The following is a 21,272-nucleotide window of genomic DNA, read 5'->3' as shown; positions in this document are numbered from 1 at the left end:
CACACACAAAGGAGAAATAATGACCACCAATACCCACACCACCACCAGCGTCTCCGACCTTGAGCGCCTCAAGGTTCTGCACAACGGCGAGAAGACGCCCCTGACGTTCTCGGACGCGGAGTTCGAGCGCCGGCTGGGCGGGCTGCGCCGGATCATGGCGGAGAAGGACCTGGACGCCGTGGTGCTCACCAGCTACCAGGGCATCAAGTACTACTCCGATTTCCTGTTCACCTACTTCGGCCGCTCGTACGCCCTGGTGGTCACCCCCGAGGACACGGTCTCGGTGACGGCGAACATCGACGCCGGCATGCCGTGGCGGCGCAGCTACGGCGAGAACATCGTCTACACCGACTGGCGCCGTGACAACTTCTACTACGGCGTCCAGCAGGCCTTGCAGGAACGCGGGATCACCGCCAAGCGCCTCGGTGTGGAGGACGACACGATGCCCGAGCTGATCCGCCGGCGTTTCCGGGAGACCTTCCCGGACGCCGAGTTGGTGGACGTCTCCCAGGACTCCATGCGCCAGCGGACGATCAAGTCCGAGGAGGAGATCGAGGTCATCAAACACGGCGCCCGCATCGGCGACCTGGGCGGCGAGGCCATCCGCAAGGCCATCCGGGAGGGCGTCATGGAGTACGAGGTGGCCCTGGCCGGTGTCGAGGCGATGACCCACGAGATCGCCCGGACGTTCCCGGATTCCGAGATCCGCGACACGTGGGTGTGGTTCCAGTCAGGAATCAACACGGACGGCGCCCACAACTGGGCCACCACCCGTAAGCTGCGCCGCGGGGACATCCTCTCCCTGAACTGCTTCCCCATGACCAGCGGGTACTACACGGCCTTGGAACGCACCATGTTCCTGGGTGAGCCGGACGCGGAATCCCTGCGACTGTGGAACATCAATGTGGAGGTCCACGAGGCCGGGTTGGAGCTCATCAAGCCCGGCGCCGTCTGCAAGGACATCGCCGCGGAACTGAACAAGATCTACGTCTCCCACAACCTGCTGCCCAACCGCACCTTCGGCTACGGGCACTCCTTCGGTGTGCTGTCCCACTACTATGGCCGCGAGGCGGGCCTGGAGCTGCGCGAGGACATCGACACCGTTCTGGAACCGGGAATGGTCGTGTCAATGGAACCCATGATCACCGTCCCCGAGGGCCAGCCCGGGGCGGGCGGGTACCGTGAGCACGACATCCTGGTGGTCGGCGAGGATGGTGCCGAGAACATCACCAAGTTCCCGTACGGCCCGGAGAAGAACATCGTGGACGCCTGATCCGCGATACCGGGCCCCGTTCGGCGCCGCAACCCGATGCGGCGCCGAACGGGTGGGGGCCGTGGGACGGCAACACCGTCCCACGGCCCCCACCCGTGTCACCACCGAGCAGCCCGGCTTGGAGAACAACCCCTCGGAAGGACGAAACAGCGATGAGCGCAACATCCCAGCAACCGGGGCGACCGCACGGCAACTCGGTGATCGATCACGCCCTGGCCGTCCTGCGCTGCTTCTCGGCGGAGGAACCCCTGCTGGGAGTCACCGAGATCGCGAGCCGGGTGGGTCTGCACAAGTCTTCGGTATCCCGGATCCTCGCCACCCTGGAGAACTCCGACCTGGTCGAGCAGGACCCGGCGTCCCGCCAGTATCGCCTGGGGATGGGGCTGATCACGGTGTCCGGTCCGCTGCTGGCCACCATGGACGTGCGGCGCGTGGCCTACCCGCACATGCAGGAGCTCACCGCGCAGACCGGGGAGACCACCGCCCTGCTGCTGTGGAACGGCTTCGAGGCGGTGTGCGTGGAGCAACTGCCGAGCCCGCACCCGATCAAGCACACCTCCCCCCTGGGCACCCGATACAACACCGCGTACAGCTCATCCGTCCAGCTGTTCCTCTCCGACCACCCCGAACCGCGTATCCGGTCCCTGGTGACGTCGGGCGCCATAGAGCTACCCGTCCAGGACGAAACCCACGTGGCGAACTACCTGCAGAAACTGGCGGAGGTCCGCGTCTCGGGCGTGGCCCTCAACTACGGCAGGACCTCCGTGGACGAGGTGGGCATCTGCGCCGGGATCCGGGACCACCGGGGCGATCTGGTGGCCGGGCTCATGGTCGCTGCGCCACGCTTCCGCGTGAGTGAGGAACAGGCGCGGCACATGTGCCACGCGGTCGGTCTTGCGGCCACGGAGGTTTCCCGCCGCATGGGCCACACCGGCGCCTGAGCGGCGGACCGCTCACTCACCCGCGTCCCGCAGTGCGTCCGCCGCGCGAATCAATCCCAGGTGACTGAACGCTTGCGGGAAATTACCCGCCATCCTGTGCGCGGAGACATCGTACTCCTCCGCCAGCAGGCCCAGGTCCGATGAGAACCCGACCGTGGTGCGCATGAGCTCGCGGGCCTCGTCCAGCCGGCCCGAACGCGCGTACTGCTCCACGAGCCAGAAGGTGCAGATCACGAACGGGTACTCGTGGCCTTTCAAACCGTCCATGGACTCAACGGAATCGAAGGTGCGGTAGCGCCAAACCTGCCCGTAGCCGCCCTGCAGGTCCTCCTCGATCCGCGCGGTGGTGCGCAGCATGGCCGGATGATCCGGTTCGATGAACCCGGTGTGCGGCAGCTGCAGCAGGGACGCGTCCACCTCGGTGTTGTCGTAGGTCTGCGTGAAGATCCCGAGTTCCTTGTTGTAACCCTTCTCCCAGATCTCGTCATGCAGGCGGTCCCGCAACGTGATCCAGTGGTCGACATCGCCCACGAGCCCGTGTTCTCGCACCGCTCTGATGCCCTCGTTGAACGCGGCCCACATCATCACGCGACCGTGGGTGAAGAATTGCGGTTCGCCGCGCATCTCCCAGATCCCGTTGTCCGGCACGCCCATGTGGATCTCGCAGAAAGCCATGAGGTTGCACTGCAGCCCCCAAGAATAGTCGTTCTCTCTGATCCCCGCCTCGCGCAGGATGGCCAGAGCGATCATCACCTCGCCCACGACATCCGCCTGGTACTGGTCCACGGCGCCGTTACCCACGCGCACGGGAGCGGAGGCTTCGTAACCGCTCAGGTGTTCCAACTCGTACTCCGCGAGATTGCGACGCCCGTCGATCCCGTACATGATCTGCAGCTGATTCGGGTCCGCCGCGACCGCGCGCAGCAACCAGTCCCGCCACAGGAGCGCACCGTCCTGATGGCCGTGCTGCACCAGAACCTCGATGGTCAGCGCCGCGTCCCGCAGCCACGTGTAGCGGTAGTCCCAGTTCCGCTCACCGCCGAAGTCCTCGGGCAGGCTCGCTGTGGGGGCGGCCACGATGCCGCCGGTCTCCGAGTGGGTCAGCGCACGCAATACGAGCAGCGAGCGCGAGACCGCCTCGTCGTATTCGCCGTCGAAGGTCACGTCGGAGGCCCAGTCGCGCCAGAACTCTTCGGTGGCTTCCTGCGCGAGAACCGGTTCCGCCGGAACGGGGAGTTGGTCGTAGGAGTGGCACCAGGTGAGCACCCAGTCCATCCGCTCCCCCGCGGAAAGGTCAAACGTGCCGTGGTGGCCCCGTCGCAGTTCTTCGAGGACGCGAATGTCCGCGCCGGGGCCGTGCGCCTTCTCACCGCGCGAGGGAACGGACTTTCCATTGCGATCCAACAGGTAGGGCTTCAGCTGAGGCCCGGTCAGCAGCAACGCGTCCGGGCCGGCCACGGCAAGCAGACCGCGCTCCACGTCTCGTCTGGCCGCAGCCTTCTTTGCCGCGTGGCGGACCCTGCCGCGGAAATTCTTGTACGAGCCGGCATCGGTTCGACTCTTGAACGAACGCTCCAAATGACCCTGCCCGTCCTGTTCGCGCAGGTCCTGGTTGGTGCCCACCGGGTGAGGCTCCGATCCGGACCGTGACGACTGAGCGGCGTGGTCATGATCGTGGGATTGGGCACCGGGCGGATTGAGTTCCACGCGACGGATCCACGGGGTAACCCGGCCGTAATCGAAGCGGATGCGCAGATCGTGCGCCACCTGGACCGTGCCTTCGAGGCATTCCACGCGACGCACCAGGTCCGCATGAACGTCACTGGGCGGCAGGAAGTCCGTGACCCGAACACGACCGGTGGGCGTGCGCCACTCGGTTTCCAGCACGAACGTTCGGGGGATGTAACGGCGCGAGACCACCTCGCCGTCCACCGCGGAGAGTTTCCAGCGACCATTGTCCTCGTCGCCCAGGATTGAGCAGAACACCGCGGGGGAATCGAAGCGCGGGAAGCACAACCAGTCCACGCTGCCCTCTCGGGACACCAGCGGTCCGGTGTGGAGATCGGCCAGCAGGGCATAGTCCTCAAGAGGGGTACTCATAAGGGTCATTCAATCATCAGCAACCTGCGGACACCTGGGAGATGTCGCATCTCGCGGTTCACCCGGGTGCCATAACGTAGGGGTTATGGACAACATCAGGACACTGGTCATCCTCGGCGCCTCCGGAGATCTCACGGCCCGCCTACTTCTTCCCGGCCTGGGCACGCTGCTCGACCACCAGCCCGAACGGGACATCACAGTGATCGGATCCGCCCGCGGCGCCTTTCCCGGCCCGCTGGGTCCCGACGACGACGTTCGGGGCGCCGATTGGCCCCAAACGGTCGCCAAGGCGTTCGATTCCGTGGGCGCCACCGGCCCCTCCGTGGATCGGGTGAAAGAGTCCACGCGCTGGATCGAATGCGACGCGGCCGATGCGTCCCAACTGGCCGCGCTGCTCGATGACGTGGCAGGACCGGTCTGCCTGTATTTCGCTCTGGCGCCGGCGATCACCCGGAAGGCCTGTGAGGCCCTGAAGAGCCTGGATTCGCTGCCCGATGATCTCTGCCTTGCTCTCGAGAAGCCCGTGGGTACGGACCTGGAATCGGCCCGCGAACTCAATTCCCTGGTGGGCCAGCTGGTCGATGAGGAACACACGTTCCGCGTGGACCACTTCCTGGGCATGCCCGGGGTTCTCGACGTGAGTGGACTGCGCTTCGGCAACCGGATGTTCGAGCCGATCTGGAACCGTGAGCACATTGAATCCATTGAGATCGTCTTCGACGAGACCCTGGCCCTGGAGGGCCGGGCCGGTTTCTACGACTCCACCGGCGCCGCCGAGGACATGATCCAGTCCCACCTGCTGCAGGTCATGGCGTTGATCATGATGGAGCCACCCTCGCGTTTCGACCCCGTGGAGGTCCCCGCGAATACCGCGCACATCCTCCGCGCCGCCCGGTTGTGGAATGAAGATTCTTCCACCCGTTCGCCCCACTACGAGTCGATCACGCCCGTGGTTCGCGGCCGGTACACAGCGGGCACCGTGGGCGGTCACGAGCTCCCCGATTACGCTTCCGAAGAGGGCGTGGACCCCTCCCGGGAGACGGAAACGTTTGCCCAGGTCACCCTCGAAGTGGACACGTGGCGGTGGAACGGTGTGCCCGTCACGCTGCGTTCGGGCAAGGCCATCGGCAATCCGGTCCAGCACATTCGGGTCACGTTCCGGCAACCGCCGCACGGATACGAGGGCTGGCCGCACCCGCTGGCCCCCAATGCCCTGAGCGTGGGTTTCGAGGACGAGCAGGTGCAGATCGAACTCAACGTGGGTAGCCCCTACGACTCCCGGGGCATGAACCGGTTGACGCTGTCCAGCGGCACCCCCGCCCCCGGCCTCACCGCTTACGGCTCCGTGATGCGCTGGATCCTGGACGGGGACCCCACCTTCACCGTGCGCGCGGACGCGACCGAAGAGGGCTGGCGGATCATTGATCTCATCAAGAACGCCTACGTCACTGACGCTGCCCTGCTCGAGTACCCGGCCGGTTCCGAGGGCCCGGTTCCGCTGCCCTAGCGTCCTGGGTTGGCCGCCCCGTGCAACTTGATCGATGATAAGACCAAGAACAGGCCGATCCCTGGCTCTAACGTCGATCAGAATGCGTCCAGCTCCACGCCCGGGCCCTCCACGCGCATCGCCTTGCATCTCATACTCGATCTCACCCGGGAGTTCCGTGTCCTCTTTCGCGCACGTCCACCACGTCACGCCGCTGCAGCGCCAGTCCGTGGCTCGTACTCTGCGCACCCCGTCGTGGCTCAAGACCGAGGTGCTGGGTGCCCTGGTGGTGGGGTTGGCCCTGATTCCCGAGGCCATTGCCTTCTCCGTGATCGCCGGCGTGGACCCGCAGGTGGGGTTGTTCGCGGCGGCCCTCATGGCCATGACGTTGGCGTTCGTGGGTGGGCGTCCCGCCATGATTTCCGCCGCCACCGGGGCCACCGCGCTGGTCATGGCCCCGCTGGTGGCATCCCACGGCGTGAACTACCTGATCGCCGCGGTGATCCTGGCGGGTGTTTTCCAGATCGGGCTGGGCGCGGTGGGGTTCGCTCGGATCATGCGCTTTGTTCCGCGTTCGGTGATGGTGGGCTTCGTGAACGCGCTGGGCATTCTGCTGTTCATCCCGCAGCTCGAGGAACTCATCGACGTGCCGTGGGCGGTGTACCCGATTGCCGCGGTGGCACTACTGATCGTGTTCGGCCTGCCCAGAATCACCACCGCGGTGCCCGCGCCGCTCGTGGTGATCCTGCTGCTCACCCCCGTGGTGGTGCTGCTCGGTTTGAACGTGCCCACGGTGGGTGACAAGGGGAAACTCCCCGATTCCTGGCCCCAGCTGATCGTCCCGGACGTCCCCTACACCCTGGACACCCTGCAGATCATCGCGCCGTTCGCCCTGACCATGGCGGTGGTGGGCATCATGGAGTCGCTCATGACCGCGAAACTCGTGGACGACATCACCGACACCCCCTCCAACAAGACTCGTGAAACCTGGGGTCAGGGCGTGGGCAACGTGGTCAGCGGCATGTTCGGCACCATGGGCGGTTGCGCCATGATCGGGCAGACGATGATCAACGTGCGGGCCTCGGGTGCGCGCACCCGGATCTCCACGTTTCTGTCCGGGCTCTTCCTTCTGCTGCTCGTGGTGCTGCTCGGTGAGATCGTGGGCATGATTCCCATGGCCGCGCTGGCCGCCGTCATGATTTTCGTGGCCTGGGCGACCTTCGACTGGCATTCCATCCGCCCCTCGACGCTGCGCCGTATGCCGCTGTCCGAAACCGTGGTTATGCTCGTGACCGTTGCCGTCACGGTGGCCACGCACAACCTGGCGCTCGGGGTTGCGGCCGGTGTCCTGGCGGCGATGATCGGCTTCGCTCGGCGCGTGGCGCACGTGGTCACGGTGGATCGTACGGTGACTCCCGACGACGCCGCCGTGGCCACCTACCGCGTGCGCGGCGAATTGTTCTTCGCCTCCTCCAACGACCTCTACACCCAGTTCCACTATGCGGAGGACCCGGCCACCGTGGTGATCGACTTCAGCGAGTCGCACATCTGGGATGCCTCCACGGTGGCCGCCGTGGATGCCGTCACGGACAAGTACCGCTCCCACGGCACCACCGTGAAGATCCAGGGTCTCAACCTGCCGTCCCGTCGGATGCGGGCGCGGTTGTCCGGGACCCTGTCATAGGGCACCGAAGAGTCATCAGTAGTCGGAGAAGTTCACCTCCACCGTCTCGCCGGTGACGACCAGATCACCGGAGCCGTAGAGGCTGGTCTCCGTGTCCTGGTCCTCCCAGTCCGCCGGCTCATCGTCATCCCACTCGGAGTTGTACTGGTATTCGAGCTTGGCCTCGCCCGCGGAGGACGTGCTCAGGGTCAGGGAGTCGCCACTTCCGTAGACCTCGTACTCCGGGTATTCGGTGATGGTCCATGTGGGGTTCCGGTAGTCCTCGTCGTCCGCGTAGGAATTGACCCCGAAGGAACACCCTTCCGGATCGAAGGATCCCGACGCCGCGCACTCGTCCAGCTTGGCGTTGGCCACCCGCGTGGCCTCCCGCACCAGTTCCGGGGTGTGCTCCATGGAGAACTGCACGGTGTCGCTCATGAACCGGTCATCCGCGCGCACCTCTGCCGTTTGCGGTTCGCCGTAGGTCACGTACTTACTGGGGGCGTCCACGGACATGTCGTAATCGCCAGGCAACACCGTGAGTGAGACGGAATGCGGTTCCGCTTCACTCGGAATGCTCACCGGGTTCCCGTTGACGTTCATGGTGTCGACACCCGCGGGTACCTGGACCGTGACCTCCTGATACAGCAGTGATTCCGGGCTCTCCAGGCGCCAGGACTTGAACAGCCCGTCACGACCGTCCGACACGAGGTTCATGGCCACGTCCGTGGTCACATTGTCCTGGGTGACCGTTGCGTCCACCACGGCGCTGTCCCCGGTGACCGTGGTGTCGGTGATCTCGTAGGAGGAGATTCGATTCTCGGCAGCGCCGTAGATGTCATTGGTGAGTAGACCGCGCTGCTGCGTGGACACGTTCGGATCGGCCAGTTCGGTGGCCCGCTGGGCATCTCCGTTCACCGCGGCCTCCATGAGCTCTTCGGCCTTCTTGTCCGGCCCGAATGCCGTTCGGCTGACCACGGAGAACACGATGGCCGCAATGACGGCCAGCAGGATGACTGACCCCACGATGATGACCAGCAGGCGAATCCGCTTCTTCTTGGCCGGGTCCATGGGCTCCCTGGGCGCTTGTGTTGCCACCGAGGGGGCAGCGCCCGAGCCGTACGCGGGACCGGAGCCGGGCTCGTAAGCCGGCCGTGCGGCGTCGTCGTCGTGCGGGGCGCGTCCCGCAGCCGTTGCCGCCGCGCCGCCCGCCATGACCGCGGCCGCGGCGACCACGGCGGCCCGGCCGCGCGCCCGGTCCGAGCCGCGAAGAGCCCGATTCACGCCGCCGGGGAGCACACCGATCAACGCCGGCGCCACGAACCGGGCGAGCGCCTCGATGGCGGCGCCCCAGAGCAGGAACACGATGCACGTCCACGCGACGGGACGCACGGCCAGGACACCGTCCAAGCCGAGCAGCCCGCCCAGCTGACCGGAGGCGCGCAACAACCACATGAACAGCAAACCCAGGAGGAAATACGCAACCGGCAAGACGGCCCATGACTGCACCGTGCGGGCGACCCGCTGATCCATCGGGCGCACGTGCGCCCAGCTCAACGCGGCACACACTGCCGAGACGACCGCCAGCAGAATCAGGAGGAGCATGGCCCACACGGGCTGATCATTGTCGGTCCACAGGTAGGCGACGTTCGAGGACCCTGAGGCCTCCGCGAGCCAGCCACCCGCGCCGGTGATGGTAACGGCCGACAGGTGCGAGAGCACGAACAACATGCCGGCGGCCATGGGCACCCAGAGCACCGCCGAGAATCCCGCCGCGGCGCCGCCCTCCACGAATGCGTAGACCACGATTCCGAGGCCTGCCAGGACGCAGAACACCAGGAGGTGAACCACCACGGGGCGCAGCACGGAGAGCGAGCCCGGAGCATACCGCTCGGTGGTGGTCACCACGCGCCCGGGCGCGGGCTGCGCGACCCGAACGTCGAGGGCCGCGGCCGTGCTCAACAACCCCACCAGGAAGGCGACCGCGACCAGGGCGAAGCTGACGCCGGTCAATCGCATCTCAAGGGTGGACAGGAACAGCGGAACCTCCGTGCGCACCACGGTGATGGCCGTGATGATGAGTGCCGTGGCCGCCCACGCCAGGCCGGCAATGGCCGCCATGAGCCAGTGGAACACGCGGTTGTCGAGGGTGAGGCGGTCACTGAGCTTGCGCGCCAGCAGCCACGCGGTGGCAATGCCGCACAACAGTGGGAGGTAGAGGGGGAAGATCAGACCCATGGAGGCGCCTTCCCCGGCTCCGCTCATGACCAGCCGGAGCGGGGCCAGGAACGCGAGCGCCGCCAGTTGGAAGGGGAGACAGATGAGCACCCACACCTCACTGCCGTCCGGGCTCGACTCCAGGCCCCCTGTGACGTCCGAGGTAAGGTCATTGGCCGACGAATCCCCGGCCAGTGCGAGTCCCAGCACGGTGATCAGTAGGGCGAACACCGTGGCAAGGACCGTGGCCAGATAGCCTCCGACTCCCGCAATCACCGGGACGAGCCAGTGCCTGCCGGTCATTGCGCGCAGGGGTGCGGGCAGTTGCGACCCCGCGGCACCCGGGGCGGTGGCAGGTCTCTCACCGGCGGGTCCATCGACCGCCGGCATAGTCCTGGTTGTTTGCGAACCCTGCGGTTCGTGCTCCGGCCGCGGCTCGCCCGCCGGACCGTACGCTGATGAAGACATAGCCTCTCCCCTTACTGAGTGTTTCTTACAGATCCTGCGGTCCCAACGGGATGCCCAGCACGTACCAGAGCACGAACAGCGCAAACCAGCCGACCAGCATGGCAATGGAAATGGGCAGCACCAGCGAGATCAGGGTGCCCACCCCGGCCTCTTTCTGGTAGCGCCGCAAGTACCCCAGCACCAGCGCGAAATACGGACTGACCGGGCTGATCACGTTGGTGGGTGAATCGCCGATCCGGAACAGCGCCTGCGTCATTTCCGGTGACACGTCCAGCAGCATGAGCATGGGGACCATGACCGGCGCCAGCAGGGTCCACTGCGCGGAACCGGAGGTGATCAGCAGGTTCATGACCGCCACGATGGCCACCACACCGGTGAACGTGATGATCGGGTGCAGCCCCAGTCCACCAATGAAGTCCGCGCCGTAGACCGCGAGCACCGGGCCGATTCCGGACCATTGGAAGTACGCCGTAAACTGCGCGGCCGCGAAGAACAGCACGAGCACCGGCGCCACGGAGGACAGCCCCTTGGCCATGGCTTCCGGGATCTGCCGGGCCCGGGTCATGGTCCCGGCGGCGCGACCGTAGACCCAGCCCATGACCGCGAACATCAACGCGATCACAATGCCCACGTTCAGCAGCAGCGGGGACATCAGGATGGAGCCGTCCTCGGCGCGCAGGGGTGAGCCCGGGGTCAGCAGTAACGCCAGGTACATGGCGAGCATGACGGCAAAGGCAATGCCGCTGTTGCGCAGGCCGCGCTTCTCACGAGGGGTGAGAAACATGTCCTCGAAGCTTCCCATGTTCTGTTCCTTGGTGTCCGTGTCCTCCTCGATGGCTTCACCACGTTTGGCCAGCACGGTTTCGGTGACCACGGTGATGATCGCGGCCAACACCAGGGATGACACGAACGTGAAGAAGTAATTGGAAATGGGAGTGACCAGCACGCTGTCGTCGATGAGGCCCGCAGCCGCCGTCGTAATGCCCGCGAGCAACGCGTCCGATGCCGTGGGCAACAGCGATGCGTTGAAGCCCGCCGCGACCGCGCAGAACGCGACGATCAGCCCGACCACCGGCGAGCGCCCGGCCGCTTTGAAGGCGAGCGCGCCGAGCGGGATGAGCACCACGTACATGGCGTCCGCCGCGATCGAGCCGGTGATGCCGGTCAGTGCGAGCACGAACGTCAGCCACTTGGGGCCCACGCGCGAGACCGAACCGCGCAGCGCGGCCGAGAGCATCCCGGATTCCTCGGCCACCGCAACGCCCAACAGGATCACGACGACCAGCCCCAGCGGCGGGAACTCCACAAAGTTGGTGACCGCGTCCGAGACGATCTGCCGCAGGCCGTCCGGAGCCAGGAGGTTGGTGACCTGGATGGTTTCGTCCGTGGCCGGGTTCACCGCGCTCAGCCCCACCGCGGAAAGGATCCAGCTGAGCAGCAGCACGATGCCCGCCAGAATGAAGAACAACCAGAACGGATCCGGAAGTTTGTTGCCCACCCATTCGATCCAGTTGAGCACCCTGAGCAGCGGACCCTCGCCGCTCTTCGGCCTCTTCCGGGAGGTGGCTGGCTGTGATGGCGAGGACATGGCGCGGCCCATTTCTCGAGGCGGTCACGGTCGGTTGACGACAAAAGTACCCGCCGGTTGAGCGCCCTTCGGTGATGCCGGGCCGTGGCGCGCTTGTGCACGCGAGCATTACGAACCATGTATTCCGGGCCATCTCGCCCGTCCCCGGGTTAAGGTGGCGCCCGACAACAGGTGTAATCTCCTAGAGGCTTCCGCGCCGGACGGCGCGCATTTCTGAGCAAAGCCTGAGCAGAATCACCTACTGAAGGTACTCCCGTGAGCGAATTCCCCGCTGCCCTCAAGCGCGGCCTGACCGTGCGCCACGTGCGCTTCATGGCGTTGGGCTCGGCCATTGGAACCGGCTTGTTCTACGGTTCCGCCTCCGCCATCCAAGCCGCCGGCCCCGCCGTACTGTTCGCATACATGATCGGTGGCGCGGTGGTGTTCCTGGTGATGCGCGCGCTCGGTGAGATGGCCGTGCTGCACCCTGTGACGGGGTCGTTCGGCCAGTACGCGGGCCGCTACCTGGGACCGCTGGCCGGCTTCATCACGGGGTGGACGTTCGTGTTCGAAATGGCCATCGTGGCCCTGGCGGACGTCACGGCCTTCGGCATCTACATGCAGTTCTGGTTCCCGGATACGCCGCAGTGGATCTGGGTGCTGGCCATCGTGCTACTCATCACGGGTTTGAACCTGCTCAACGTCAAGGTGTTCGGTGAGCTGGAGTTCTGGCTGACCATCGTGAAGGTCACGGCGATCGTTTTGATGATCGTGGGCGGTTTCGCCATCCTGGTCTTCGGCTTCTCCGTCCCCTCCAGCACGCCACCCGGACTGCACAACCTGATCGATCACGGCGGCCTGTTCCCCAACGGCCTCACCGGCCTGTTGCTGTCCTTCTCCGTGGTCATGTTCGCGTTCGGTGGCATCGAGACCATTGGCATCACCGCCGGTGAGGCCAAGATCCCCTCCAAGACCATCCCCGCCGCGATCAACACGGTTCCGGTGCGCATCCTGCTCTTCTACGTGCTCACGCTCTTCGTACTCATGTGCCTGTTCCCGTGGAACGAGGTCACCGGTGAGGTCAGCCCGTTCGTGCAGATCTTTGATTCCCTGGGCGTACCCTTCGCCGCGCACATCCTCAACGCGGTGATCATCACGGCCGCGATCTCCGCCATCAACTCGGACATTTTCGGTTCCGGCCGCATGGTTTACGGTCTGGCCCAGCAGGGTCACGCACCCCAGGCCTTCACGCACGTTGGGCGCACCGGCGTTCCGACCCTCACCGTCGCGCTCATGGCCGGTGTTCTGGTAATCGGGGTGATCCTCAACGCGGTGATCCCCGAAGACGTCTTCTTGATCATCGCGTCCCTGGCCACGTTCGCCACGGTATGGGTGTGGATCATGATTCTCATGTCCCACGCGGGCATGTCCCGCGAACGCGCCCGCGCCGGCACTCCGCGCAGCTCCTACCCGCTGCCCGGCGGCCGCGTGAGCACCTACCTCGCGTTGGCGTTCATGGCCTTCGTGATCGTGCTGCTCGCCTTCACCCCGGACACCCGGGTCGCCCTGATCGTGGGCCTCGCGTGGTTGATCATCATGACCGGTGTGTTCTTCACATTCGTCAAGGGCAAGGGCCGCCAGCGCACCGTTCTCCCCGACGACGACGCCGCTCTCACCGGCGATCCCGCCGGCGCCGGTTCCAGCGCGGGCGCCGTGCGGTAGGCACAGCCGACGCCATGATTGCGGCCACCGCCAGGGCGGGTGGCATGTCCATTGCTACTCGAAACATCCGGGACTTCCAAGGGGCCGGTGTGCACCTGATCAACCCCTGGAATTTCTGAATCTTTCAGATCCGGCCGGAAGTTACAGCACCTGATCCGGCAGCACCCGCTGTGGGAGGGAAACGTCGTCCGACCGGATCGTCACTTTCACGTGAGCGCTTTCCGCTGGCTCGCTGGAACCGCCGTCACCGCGCCACCACGCCATGAACTCACGAGCGGTGAAGACCGGCTTGCCCCATTTAGCCGCATTCTTGGCCTTATTGGACTGCGAACCGTCCTCTGCGGTGACCAGAACATCGCAGCGAGTCTTGGTCACGTTGTTCACCGGCTGCAGGCCGCGCTCCACCGCCATGTCCTCCAGATCTTCGCGGTAGACCTCGCGGCCGTCAGCACCGATGACCGTTCCGGTGAAACAGATGCGAGCGCCGGGAACCAACACGGAATCGATGTTCTGAGCTGAGTCAGCTGACTCGTCCAGGATGTGCTCACCGGTTTGCTCCTCCACCGCCCGCACGACCGCGAGGCTCTCGGCGGAGAAACGCCCGCGTTCACCGGCTTGGCGTAGCTTCTCCGCCAACACCGCACCGGTTGAGACCGCGGCATCCGCACTGCACCGAACGGTGAACTCCGTAGTCTCAGCGGGCCTGGGCATCAGGTACCCGGAATGATCCTGAGCCTCCGGGAACGGATCCGCCATGACCTCGGACAGGTCCTTGACCGCCACCAGATCCCGCACCGTTCGGGCGCGCTCCAGGGCGGTCGGTGCGTCGAGGGCGCGGCGCTGCTGCGCGGAAAGTCGTGTCGCGGCGACGTCGTACCCCATGGGCATGCGCGTGACGTAACCGGTGCGTTTGAGTTCGTAGTCGAGGTACCCGAGCTGTCGATCGATGCCGATGCCCATCGGAACGCGGCCGGCCAGGTGCGGTGCGAGCGCGGCCCACGCGTCCGTGAGGAGGGGCGCGAGTTGCACCTGACCCGCGGTGATGCCGTAGGCGACGCGAGCGTCACCCATGTCGCGGGTGGGGTTGACCAGGGTGCTGAGCTCCAGGCCGTCGTCGGTGACCAGGGCGATTTCCACCGGGCGGGGGCGCCAGCGATCGCCCTCGTCGCCCACGCTGCAGATGCCCAGGTAGACATTGCCCCTGGTCGGTTGGGCCGCGTGAGAACCGGACCGCAGGAACCGGCGGATGCGCTGGTCAACCTTCAGATCGCGCGGCAGAACGTTGCGGCGTAGCACGAGCCCCTCGAAGGATGTGCAGCGGCTCAGCGCAACGTACAACTGGCCGTCCGCGAACGTGCCACCCGTCAGGTCGACCACCACGTTGTCGAGTGTTTGGCCCTGACTCTTGTGAATGGTGATGGCCCACGCGAGGCGGAAGGGCAGTTGGGTGTAGGTGCCGATCACCTCGTGGCGGAGCGTTCCGTGCTCGACAACCGGGCGCGTCACCTCCCACAGGTTGGGCTCCACCTTCACGAAATCGCCGTTGGGAAGCTCGACGAACACGATGAGCTCGCCGTCCTCCCAGAAGTAGTCGGCCACCTTGGCGATCGTGCCGTTGACCCAGCGGTCGCCGGGGTCATTGGTGAGCATCATGACCTGAGCCCCGCGCTTGAAGACCAGTTCCTTGTCCACGGGGATTTCGAAACCGTCCAGGTCGCCGGTGAAAAGTGCGGCGTGATGGATCGGTTCCTCCTCGATCTGCTCGAGCATCCTGCGATTGCGTGAGGTGGCCATGCGGTTGGTGGTGGTCAGCGTCAGCCAGAATTCCTCGATGGGAGGCGTGAATTCGGGATCCGTGCGGGCGTTGAGCTCTCGGCGGGCCTCCTCGAGCAGGCTGCCCTCACGCACGGCGTTGAGAATGTCCACCAGGCGGTTGTCGCCGATCTGACGGAACACCGTGCTCAGCTCGACCGTGGCGAAATCCTCCGGGTGATAGGTGTCCGCAGAGAAGAAATACGGGGTCTTGTAGCGGGTGGAGAAGTGTTCACGTTCGTAGTCCGTGACCACGGGAGGCAGCTGATACAGATCTCCGACCAGCACCAATTGCACCCCGCCGTACGTCCGACCGGGCTTGGGGCCAAACCTCTCCAGCGCAGCCACCAGGCAGTCGAAGAGATCTGCACGGACCATGGAGGCCTCATCCACGATCAAGGTGTGCAGTTCCCGCAGCGTCGACGCGAACCTGCCGGGGAAATACTTACCGGTGCGCACCTGCTCCGGGGTCATGCCCGGATACAGAGACAGCAACCGGTGGATCGTGTAGCCCTGCACGTTGAGCGCGGCGATCCCGGTGGGCGCCACGACCACCACGTTCCGGCGGGTGTGGGCCATGAACTCTCGGATCAGCGTGGACTTACCGGTGCCCGCCTTGCCCGTGAGGAACACATTTTCGCCGTGGTGCAGCCGCTGCAGGGCGTCCTCGAATTCGCGAGTGACGATCAGCTCAGGGGTATCAATCGGATGCACGGGGATCATTCTCTCAACCTTGTGGGCATCGTGCGCGGTCATGCTGCCCGGCGCCTAAGGTCTTTCCCGGCCAGGCCGGCCTGATGTGAGGGAAACGCACGCGCGAAGTCTCATGTGCTGAAAGTGCCGAAATCCCGCCCGGATCCGGCACTTTCTCCACACCAGATTGCCTTGCCGCAATTGCCTCACATGCCGCTTCACCTGGCCCTCAGCACTCCCCTGCGCCCACTTATAGTCAACTAGACTTTAAGGTGTTAGAGTCATTCTGACACTAATCGAACGGTGTCGTGCCGCGGCGAGCAGACAGGGAGCCACCATGACTGATCAGCGTGTGCTCCTGGCCGTATCCACCGTGATTTTCACCGTCCGCCCCACCGGCGGGAATGGCTGTCATGAGCTGTGGCTCCCCCTGGTCCGCAGGATCCGTGACCCTTATCGCGGCATGTGGGCACTACCCGGCGGTCCGCTCCGCCCCAACGAGGACCTGGAGGACTCCGCGCTGCGCGACCTCACGCTCACCACAGGCCTCACCCCTACGCACCTGGAACAGCTGGCCACGTTCGGTGGCCTGACTCGCTCCGCCGGGGCCGAAGAACGTCAGGTCACGGTCGTTTACTGGGCCTCACTTCCCCCGCAGGAGGCGGCCCTGGGTGAGAACGACATCAACGTCACCTGGCTGCGCGCCACCGACCTCCCGGATCTCGCCTTCGATCACTCGGACATCGTCACCCACGCCCTCGATCGACTGCGGAACCGGATTACCGAGCCCACCGTGGCCAAGGCGTTCCTCCCGGAGACGTTCACGATCGCCGCGCTGCGCGAGGTGCACGAAGCAATCATCGGAGACCCCCTGGACCCCGCCAATTTCCGCCGCCACGTCCTCTCGTCCGGGCAGCTCGAGGACACCGGCGAGCGCCTGGAAGGTACCCGACATCGCCCGCCCAAGCTCTACCGCTTCGGACAAGCCAAGCCATCCACATTGTTCAGTCATCCCACGTCAGACCGTACCGAGGAGACCTCATGACCTCCGTAGCCACCCAGCTCAATCTCCTGCCCACGCGCCCGTCCGGCACCGCCGTGACGCTCGAGGGCGGCTCGTGCAACAGCTCCCTCGCCCAGGATCCGTGGGAGTTCCCCACCCCGCTCGTGGACGGTTACGGACCCGGGGCGTCCCAGAACGACGTCGCCCCCGCCGGCTCCCCCGCCCAGCCCACCATTCCGCAGCGCTACCGGGATGCCTCCCCGGAGGAACTGGACGCCATGATCGTCGCGGCCAAGGAAACCCTGGGCGAGCGCGCCGTCGTGATGGGCCACTTCTACCAGCGTGATGAAGTGGTCAAGCACGCGGACTTCATTGGCGACTCGTTCCAGCTGGCGCAGCAGGCCAAGGCCCACCCGGAGGCGGAGGCCATTGTGTTCTGCGGCGTGCATTTCATGGCCGAGACCGCTGACATCCTCTCCCAGGACAACCAGTCCGTGATCCTGCCCAACCCCGCGGCGGGCTGCTCCATGGCGGACATGGCGGACGAGGCCTCCGTGGCGGACTGCTGGGCGGACCTCATGGACGTGCTCGGCCCGCACGCCGTGGACGAGAACGGCCAGATCGCCAGGGACGAGAGCGGTCAACCGCTCGCCTCGGTGATCCCCGTGACCTACATGAACTCCTCGGCCGCGCTCAAAGCGTTCTGCGGCCGCAACGGCGGGATCGTCTGCACGTCCTCGAACGCGCAGACCGTGCTGGAGTGGGCGTTCAAGCGCGGCCAGCGCGTGCTGTTCTTCCCGGATCAGCACCTGGGGCGCAACACCGCCAAGGCCATGGGCGTGCCGCTCGAGCAGATGCCCCTGTGGAATCCGCGCAAGGAACTGGGTGGCAACACCGCGCAGAATCTCCAGGATTCCCGCGTGATCCTGTGGCACGGTTTCTGCTCGGTCCACAAGCGCTTCACCGTGGGCCAGATCGACCAGGCTCGCGCGGACCACCCCGGCTGCACCGTGATCGTGCACCCTGAGTCCCCCATGGAGGTCGTGGACGCCGCGGATTCCTCCGGCTCCACCGACCACATTCGCAAGGCCGTGCAAGCCGCCGAACCGGGTCAGACCTTCGCAATCGGCACCGAGATCAATATGGTCAACCGCCTGGCCGCCGAACACCCCGAGCACACCATTTTCTGCCTCGATCCCGTGATCTGCCCGTGCTCCACCATGTACCGCATCCACCCGGGTTACCTCGCGTGGGTGCTGGAGGAACTGGTGGCCGGACGCGTGATCAATCAGGTCTCCGTCTCGGACAGTATCGCTCAAGAGGCCTCCGTGGCCCTCGAGCGGATGCTGGCCGCCGTCCCGAAGAAGTGACTCATGACTGACGTGATCGTCATCGGCAGCGGGATTGCCGGTCTCAGCGCGGCGCTGTCCGCGGCCGAGGCGGGCGCCCGCGTCACCGTGGTCACCAAGGCCGCGCTCTCCCACACCGCGACCGACCGTGCCCAAGGTGGCATGGCCGCAATGACCAGTTCCCTGCCCCAGGGCCAATCCAAGGATTCGGCGCGGCTGCACGTGCAGGACACCGTGGTCGCGGGCGCTGGTTTGTGCGAGCCCCCGGTGGTTGAGGGCGTGGTCCAGGAATCCGCCGACGCCGTTCGCGACCTCACCGACCGCGGCGTCGCCTTTGCCCGCGTGGCCGGGCCGGGGTCACCGTGGGTTCAAGGCTTGGAAGCGGCTCACAGCGTGTCCAGGATCCTGCACGCCGGAGGCGATGCCACGGGGCACGTCATTCAGGAGGCGCTGTCGGATCACACGCGGGACGCGGCGTCCACCGGTCATATCCGGATACTGGAATACACACTGGTCACAGCCGTCATTGCCGACGACCACCGTGCCGGGGGTGCCACACTCCGCCCGGTTCTCGCCGGAGGCCGGTTGGGTCCCGAGGAGTTCCTGGCCGCGGATCACGTAGTGGTGGCAACCGGCGGGGCCGGTCAATTGTATCCGTACACGACCAACCCCGAGGTGGCCACCGGTGACGGCATTGCCCTGGCCTTGCGCGCCGGCGCCGAGGTTCGGGATCTGGAGTTCTTCCAGTTCCACCCCACCGCACTGGCGGCACCGGGATCGTTTCTGATCTCGGAGGCTGTTCGCGGCGAGGGAGCGGTCCTGCGCGATCAGCACGGTTATCGCTTCATGACCGACGTGGACCCCCGCGCGGAACTCGCACCTCGGGATGTCGTGGCCCGGGCGGTCTTCGCGGCTCGTACCAGCTCTCCGGATGACGCCGCGTACCTGGACTGCTCAACCATTCCCGTTCCGGAGGGGCTGACCCGTGCAGAGTTCCTGGCCCAGCGATTCCCCACCATTGATGCAAGCCTGAAAGCCCACGGCATCGACTGGTCCGCGGAGCTGGTTCCCGTGAGCCCGGCCGCGCACTATCACATGGGTGGAATCGTCACCGATGAGCAGGGCCGCACGAACGTGACCGGCCTGTGGGCCGCCGGTGAGTGCTCGAACACCGGCATGCACGGAGCCAACCGCCTGGCTTCCAACTCCCTACTGGAAGCTACCGTCTTCGGACGCCGGATCGGTGAGCTGGTGGCCGAGTCGAGCCCGACCTCGGTCCCCTGGCCTCCGTCTCACGTCAGCGAACGCGAGCCTCACGAACTCCCACGCTCACGCTCGGGCACCACCCCCGAACCATTCACCCGCGAAGCCCTCCAGCACACCATGTGGCGGGGCGCCGGTGTCTTCCGCACGGCGGAGGGCCTCGAGCAAGCGAAAGCGACGCTGGAAGGCTGGCTGGCGGCGTCGTCGTCCTGGGGTGCAACCGACGCCCCGGACACTCTGACCGACGTCGAAGACCGAAACCTCCTGACCGTTGGACATGCCCTGGTGACCGCCGCGCTGACTCGCACCGAATCCCGCGGGGCGCATCAGCGAGCGGACTTCCCCTCGGCCGATGCCCAGCAAGCCATAAGCACCCGGTGGATTGCCGCTCCAACCGCGGAGTCCACCCACGAAAGGACAGTCCATGCTGACTCGCTCGGCCGTTGAAGCCGTGATCCGCTCGAGCCTCGTCGAGGATGCCCCGTGGGGTGACATCACCTCCGAACTCGTGATCCCCGCGGAAGCCACCGCCACCGCGACCATCACCTCGCGGGAGGACGGTGTCTTCGCCGGCGAAGAGGTCATCCGTACGGGCTTCACCACCGTGGACCCGCGCCTGGAAGGCACGCTCCACGTACGCGATGGCGACCCGGTCACTCCCGGAACCGACATCGCGACCGTGACCGGACCCGCGCGGCCGCTGTTGACGGCCGAACGCACGGTGCTGAACCTGGCGCAGCGGATGTCCGGGATCGCCACGCTCACTGCCCGGTACGTGGCGGAGGTCGAGAAGGCCGTTGCGGAGGTGGAGAGCGCCAACAAGCTGCCCGCCGGAACCATCACGCGCACCCGTGTGGCCGATACCCGCAAGACCACCCCGGGACTGCGAGCGCTGGAAAAGCACGCCGTGACCTGCGGTGGCGGACATAATCACCGCTTTGGGCTCTCGGACGCCGTGATGCTCAAGGACAATCACCTGGCCGTGCTCACGGCCGGCGGAGCCACCATCACGCATGCGCTGCGCGAGCTCCGCAAACAGATGCCCCATACGACACATATGGAAGTGGAAGTGGATCGACTCGACCAGATCGAGGACGTCCTGGCCGGCGGTGTGGACACCATCATGCTGGACAACTTTGCCCTCGCGGACCTGGTCAGCGGCGTGGCCATGGTGGACGGCCGCGCGGTCGTGGAAGCGTCTGGCGGCATCACGTTGGAAACCATTGGCAAGATCGCATCCACGGGCGTGGACGTGATCTCGGTGGGCGCCCTCACCCATTCGGTGCGGGCGCTGGACCTGGGCCTGGACGTTACGGTGGGTTAGCCCGCACCCACGAGCGTCAACAACACCACGGAGTCCTCATGAGCGTGCAGGGTGTGTCGCTGCTGGGGGATCACGGCGTGATCGGCGGAGTGGAGCATGATCGACTCCTCACCGGCAACCAGTTGGACCTGGCCGATGATCACTTGGATCGTGGCTTCGCCCGGATTCTCGTGTTCTTTGAGATCCTGGCCCTGAACCAGCGCGATCAGGGTCTGCTGCAGTTTGTGCTCACGGCCGCCGTAGAGGTTGTGCGCGGATCGACCGCTGGACGATTCGCGGGCCTTGTTCAGCATGGACTGGGCGATGGTGGTCAGCGTGTTTTCTTCCATACTCCATTTTGCAGCACTCCGCCCCCGCAGTCACTGTCACCACAGGTCAGCCAGCCCGAAAG

At 65.8% G+C, this 21,272-nt stretch carries 14 protein-coding genes; 9 read left to right on the top strand and 5 right to left on the bottom strand.

The window, feature by feature from the left end; translation table 11 throughout:
* Window positions 1-19 precede the first annotated feature (19 nt).
* Together AC3ENJ_RS07685 and AC3ENJ_RS07680 are read left to right on the top strand one after the other, a co-directional pair.
* Window positions 20-1,273 carry a M24 family metallopeptidase gene (locus tag AC3ENJ_RS07685; protein WP_368629324.1) on the top strand — a complete coding sequence of 418 codons (1,254 nt, stop codon included), beginning with the start codon at window positions 20-22 and terminating at the stop codon, window positions 1,271-1,273.
* A gap of 152 nt (window positions 1,274-1,425) precedes the next feature.
* Window positions 1,426-2,214, top strand: coding sequence for an IclR family transcriptional regulator (locus tag AC3ENJ_RS07680; protein ID WP_431813615.1), 789 nt, complete (start codon window positions 1,426-1,428; stop codon window positions 2,212-2,214).
* 12 nt (window positions 2,215-2,226) lie between these two features.
* Here AC3ENJ_RS07680 and AC3ENJ_RS07675 read toward each other — a convergent pair whose 3' ends face one another.
* Window positions 2,227-4,314: a glycoside hydrolase family 15 protein gene (locus AC3ENJ_RS07675; RefSeq protein WP_431813614.1), complete on the bottom strand. Its 2,088-nt coding sequence runs from the start codon at window positions 4,312-4,314 to the stop codon at window positions 2,227-2,229.
* Between the two features lie 85 nt (window positions 4,315-4,399).
* Here AC3ENJ_RS07675 and AC3ENJ_RS07670 point away from each other — a divergent pair, with 85 nt between their 5' ends.
* Together AC3ENJ_RS07670 and AC3ENJ_RS07665 are read left to right on the top strand one after the other, a co-directional pair.
* Window positions 4,400-5,821 (top strand): glucose-6-phosphate dehydrogenase, encoded by a 1,422-nt coding sequence (locus AC3ENJ_RS07670; protein WP_190781015.1) that lies wholly within the window; start codon window positions 4,400-4,402, stop codon window positions 5,819-5,821.
* A gap of 157 nt (window positions 5,822-5,978) precedes the next feature.
* Entirely contained in the window at window positions 5,979-7,484 is a 1,506-nt protein-coding gene (locus AC3ENJ_RS07665; RefSeq protein WP_431813613.1) for a SulP family inorganic anion transporter, read from the top strand.
* A 15-nt stretch (window positions 7,485-7,499) separates the two neighbouring features.
* Here AC3ENJ_RS07665 and AC3ENJ_RS07660 read toward each other — a convergent pair whose 3' ends face one another.
* Window positions 7,500-10,148 (bottom strand): hypothetical protein, encoded by a 2,649-nt coding sequence (locus tag AC3ENJ_RS07660; RefSeq protein WP_431813612.1) that lies wholly within the window; start codon window positions 10,146-10,148, stop codon window positions 7,500-7,502.
* Between the two features lie 25 nt (window positions 10,149-10,173).
* Complete coding sequence (locus AC3ENJ_RS07655; RefSeq protein WP_431813611.1) at window positions 10,174-11,736, bottom strand: AbgT family transporter; 1,563 nt, start codon at window positions 11,734-11,736, stop codon at window positions 10,174-10,176.
* Between the two features lie 255 nt (window positions 11,737-11,991).
* Between AC3ENJ_RS07655 and AC3ENJ_RS07650 the strand changes: the two genes are divergently transcribed.
* On the top strand, window positions 11,992-13,437 hold the full coding sequence (locus tag AC3ENJ_RS07650) for an amino acid permease (protein WP_431813610.1): 1,446 nt from the start codon (window positions 11,992-11,994) through the stop codon (window positions 13,435-13,437).
* 141 nt (window positions 13,438-13,578) lie between these two features.
* On the opposite strand, the gene AC3ENJ_RS07645 is transcribed toward AC3ENJ_RS07650, so the two are convergent.
* A complete protein-coding gene (locus tag AC3ENJ_RS07645; protein WP_431813609.1) occupies window positions 13,579-15,963 on the bottom strand; it encodes an AAA family ATPase in 2,385 nt (794 codons plus the stop codon).
* Between the two features lie 316 nt (window positions 15,964-16,279).
* Here AC3ENJ_RS07645 and AC3ENJ_RS07640 point away from each other — a divergent pair, with 316 nt between their 5' ends.
* The 4 genes from AC3ENJ_RS07640 to nadC are packed head-to-tail and all read left to right on the top strand — an operon-like array spanning window position 16,280 to window position 20,881.
* Window positions 16,280-16,987: an NUDIX hydrolase gene (locus AC3ENJ_RS07640; protein ID WP_431813608.1), complete on the top strand. Its 708-nt coding sequence runs from the start codon at window positions 16,280-16,282 to the stop codon at window positions 16,985-16,987.
* Window positions 16,984-18,315, top strand: coding sequence for a quinolinate synthase NadA (gene nadA, locus AC3ENJ_RS07635; RefSeq protein ID WP_190806479.1), 1,332 nt, complete (start codon window positions 16,984-16,986; stop codon window positions 18,313-18,315). The genes AC3ENJ_RS07640 and nadA overlap by 4 nt, the downstream gene beginning before the upstream one ends.
* Before the next feature lie 3 nt (window positions 18,316-18,318).
* Window positions 18,319-20,004: an L-aspartate oxidase gene (gene nadB, locus AC3ENJ_RS07630; protein ID WP_431813607.1), complete on the top strand. Its 1,686-nt coding sequence runs from the start codon at window positions 18,319-18,321 to the stop codon at window positions 20,002-20,004.
* On the top strand, window positions 19,982-20,881 hold the full coding sequence (gene nadC, locus AC3ENJ_RS07625; protein WP_431813606.1) for a carboxylating nicotinate-nucleotide diphosphorylase: 900 nt from the start codon (window positions 19,982-19,984) through the stop codon (window positions 20,879-20,881). The genes nadB and nadC overlap by 23 nt, the downstream gene beginning before the upstream one ends.
* On the opposite strand, the gene AC3ENJ_RS07620 is transcribed toward nadC, so the two are convergent.
* Window positions 20,878-21,210, bottom strand: coding sequence for a cupin domain-containing protein (locus AC3ENJ_RS07620; RefSeq protein WP_431813605.1), 333 nt, complete (start codon window positions 21,208-21,210; stop codon window positions 20,878-20,880). The two genes, nadC and AC3ENJ_RS07620, sit on opposite strands and share 4 nt — an antisense overlap.
* Window positions 21,211-21,272 lie beyond the last annotated feature (62 nt).

The sequence above is a fragment of the Kocuria sp. cx-455 genome, assembly GCF_057707085.1.
Note: the sequence above shows the minus strand (reverse complement) of the source record. Positions and strands in the feature narration are given on the sequence as shown.